The organism is Acidovorax sp. (assembly GCF_046339755.1).
Lineage (GTDB): Bacteria > Pseudomonadota > Gammaproteobacteria > Burkholderiales > Burkholderiaceae_C > Acidovorax.
Genome location: NZ_JBKDTZ010000124.1, coordinates 1 through 3,170, shown reverse-complemented (window position 1 = coordinate 3,170; position 3,170 = coordinate 1). Strand labels below are relative to the sequence as shown.

Annotated in this window: 4 protein-coding genes and 1 pseudogene; all 5 read left to right on the top strand. The window is 61.6% G+C overall.

All coding sequences use genetic code 11. The features are described from left to right. Positions 1-735, top strand: a pseudogene (locus tag ACK59X_RS09470) (hypothetical protein); the annotation flags it as partial. Positions 736-747: 12 nt separating this feature from the next. After that, positions 748-1,782: an AAA family ATPase gene (locus ACK59X_RS09465; protein WP_382227605.1), complete on the top strand. Its 1,035-nt coding sequence runs from the start codon at positions 748-750 to the stop codon at positions 1,780-1,782. Positions 1,783-1,790: 8 nt separating this feature from the next. Continuing rightward, the gene (locus tag ACK59X_RS09460) at positions 1,791-2,441 is read left to right on the top strand and encodes a hypothetical protein (RefSeq protein WP_409956794.1); all 651 of its coding nucleotides are present in this window, start codon (positions 1,791-1,793) and stop codon (positions 2,439-2,441) included. 53 nt (positions 2,442-2,494) lie between these two features. Beyond that, a complete protein-coding gene (locus ACK59X_RS09455; protein WP_409956792.1) occupies positions 2,495-2,830 on the top strand; it encodes a type II toxin-antitoxin system RelE/ParE family toxin in 336 nt (111 codons plus the stop codon). Between the two features lie 9 nt (positions 2,831-2,839). Next, positions 2,840-3,133, top strand: coding sequence for an XRE family transcriptional regulator (locus tag ACK59X_RS09450; protein WP_028604884.1), 294 nt, complete (start codon positions 2,840-2,842; stop codon positions 3,131-3,133). The last annotated feature ends 37 nt before the right edge of the window (positions 3,134-3,170 follow it).

Genomic DNA, 3,170 nt, shown 5'->3' with positions numbered 1-3,170 from the left:
GTCACTGCCCAGGAGCTCGAGGAATTGCTCGCGATGACGATCTGGAACTACCACGGCACGCCTCACGCGGGATTGGGTGGACTCACGCCATTGGAGGCAATGCACCAGCAATTGGCGGGCATTCGCACTGAGCCGATCTCACTTCGAAGGCTGCACCCTACATTGCGAAAGCACCCGCAGCTGCTGCACGACCCACTGCTGTTCCGAGTGCGCGGCAACCTGGCTCGCGGCGAGCGGGCGCACATCAGCTACCTGCACGTGCGCTACACCAGCGACCAACTCACTCGCCGGCCCAGCTTGCTTGGCGAGCACCTGCGTGTCCACGTTGACCCGACCGAACTGCGCACCGTGCTGGCCACGACCGCAGACGGCGAAATTCTCGAGCCGCTGTTGGCCAGCGGTGCCTGGCGCACCGAACGCCATTCACAGTGGTTGCGGCAGGCCTTTTACAAGGCCAAGCGTCAGCGTGAGCTGAATTTCGCGATGGGAGAGGACCCGATCGAGGCGTTTCTCCATCTGCGCAAACGCGAGGCCACCAAGCGCAAGCGGGCCGCCAATGACGTTGCACGTGTGCAGCACGAGCGCGCGCGTCAGATCAAAATCGCCCCCACCCATGATCCTGTATCGGATTCCACCTCAATCGGCAACAGCCTGCCGGAAGTACTGGCCGCTCAACTGCCCATCTGCCCCGTGAAGCCCAGAAAACTTCGGATCGAGCCCGGGCAGGTGTACTGAGTAGGAGCCACCATGGCATCGAACCCATCACCTGCACCTGCCGACACGGCACGGGCGCGAACAACTGTGCTGCCCGCCAAGACCGGTGGCAGCCTCTCACTCCAGACCCATCCGCTGGCGCGGCGCCACTATCGGGTTGCCACGGCAGCCATCGAATCCTTCGTCGATCTGGTTGAGCACTGCGTCCGCGTGCTGATCCCCGGTGCACTGGTGTATGCGAGGCCTCGGATCGGGAAGACCCAGGCCATCGACTATCTGACCCTTCACCTGGCCAAGCACCGGCCGGACATCGTGGTTTTGCGTCTCTCGTGTGAGCACCACCGTTCGGATTTCGAAGGCCCCTTTTTCAACAGTTTGCTGTCAGCAGCGGGAGTCCGCCAGCCACTACCGAAGTCGATTTCCGACAAACGATTTGCGCTGCTGTGCCGAATCACCGAGCAGGCTCAGGTGCACGCGGGTCACATTGTTGTGTTGATGTGCGATGAGGCGCAGCGTCTCTCAAAACATGGACTCGAATGGCTGCGCGACGTCCACGACCAGTTGGCCCGCCACGGTATCCACCTCATCACGTTCCTGGTCGGTCAGCCGCAGCTGCTGGCACAGAAAGCCCAATACCAGCTCTCCGGTGACGAGCAGATCGTCGCTCGTTTCATGATCGAGCAGCTCCAATTTCGCGGCATCGCGCGAGCCGAAGACGCGGCGACCTGCCTGGCCAGCTACGACATCAGCCGCTACCCGGAGGATGGGGGTGCGACTTTTGCCGAGTTTTTCTACCCGCAAGCCTATGGCGCAGGCATGCGGCTGGCGCAACACGCTCATGGCTTGTGGGCAGCATTTGTCCACGCCCATGCACGCTCTCAGCTGCCCGGGGCTGTTGAGGTTCCTATGGACTACTTCACGCGTGCTGTGGAGACGGTTCTGCTTAACGGCCCCCTGTGGGACACGCTGGGCTTTGAGCCGACGGAGGGGCACTGGGAGCGCGCCGTTCGTGATTCCGGCTATGTGGCCTCGCGACAGACGGTGCGCGAGAGCACCCAAAGTGGGTAGGTGAAACCATGGTTCTGCCCATCCTCGTGCCACCAATCGAATGGTCGTGGGACGTGCAGGCAGAGGTCACACCGCTGAGGCGGCCACGGCGACGTGCGCCAGCCACAGAGCCGCGTACGCAAAGCTATCCAAGTCGGCACAGCATCTTGATTGGCCGTTTAATCCTGGGTGCTGATGCGCGCAGGTTGCCCCCCTATGGTTCGCCAGTTGAGCACACGACGCGCGACCTGCTGTTTGATTGCGAGGTGCTGATCAAGGCGTTGCTGCGGCGCGCCCGCCGCTCCATCGGCGCTCGTGCGACTGCGGCGATTCTGCGCATCAGCCACAGCTTTGAGCCAGCCAGTGGCACCGTGGCCGCTTGTGCCAGCGACGCCGCCGTCGTGGCATGGATGATGGCGGCGATGCGGTGGCAGGGCATGACACACCCGCAGTCGCTCATTGTCCCCAGCCTGCACCCACCGACCGCAGTCGTGCACTGGCTTGCGCACTTCGGAGTCGAACAACAGTTGGTGCGCGGGCGGGCGATTCTTGATTTGCTGGTGATGCGTTTTCACATTGTTGCTGAGCGATGCCGCAAGCACATTCGAGCGGTGATGGCCTGTGCCAGAAGGGCGGGTCGAGCAGAGCAGACACTCGGGGTATTTCGCTGTGCATTGTGATTGGCCCCAGCTCTGCTCGCACAAGAGCGTATTTATTTTGATACCATTGCCGCATGGACGAGCCAATACTCTCGGTTGTCTTTTTTCGCACCGAGGCCGGCACCGAACCTGTGCGGGAGTGGTTGCGCGAGTTGACGGTGGAAGATCGAAAGACCATCGGCATCGACATCAAGACTGTCCAATACGGGTGGCCCTTGGGCATGCCGCTGGTGCGCAAGATGGAGCCGGGGTTATGGGAAGTGCGCTGCGATATTGCCGACGGCATTGCGCGCGTGCTGTTCTCCGCGAAGGGCGGGCAGATGGTGCTGCTACACGGCTTTGTGAAGAAATCTCAGAAGACGCCGGACAACGAGTTGAAGACCGCCCGAAATCGCCTAAAGAAGCTGTAGGAGCTCATGATGAACAAGCACATCGGCACCGATTTTGATGACTTTCTCGACGAGGATGGTTTGCGAGAAGAGGCCATGGCCGCTGCTGTGAAGCGGGTCATCGCCTGGCAGATTGCGCAGTCCATGAAGGCTCAAAAGGTCACCAAGACTGAGATGGCCGCGCGCATGCATACGAGTCGCATGGTCGTGAACCGCTTGTTGGACGAGAAGGACACAAGCGTCACCCTGGCAACGCTGGCGCGTGCCAGTGCTGCGCTGGGAACGTCGCTGCGTTTCGAGCTGGGTACGGCGGTGGCGGCCTGACTTGCCTCCGCAGTGAAAGCCAGCGGACTCCTTTAAG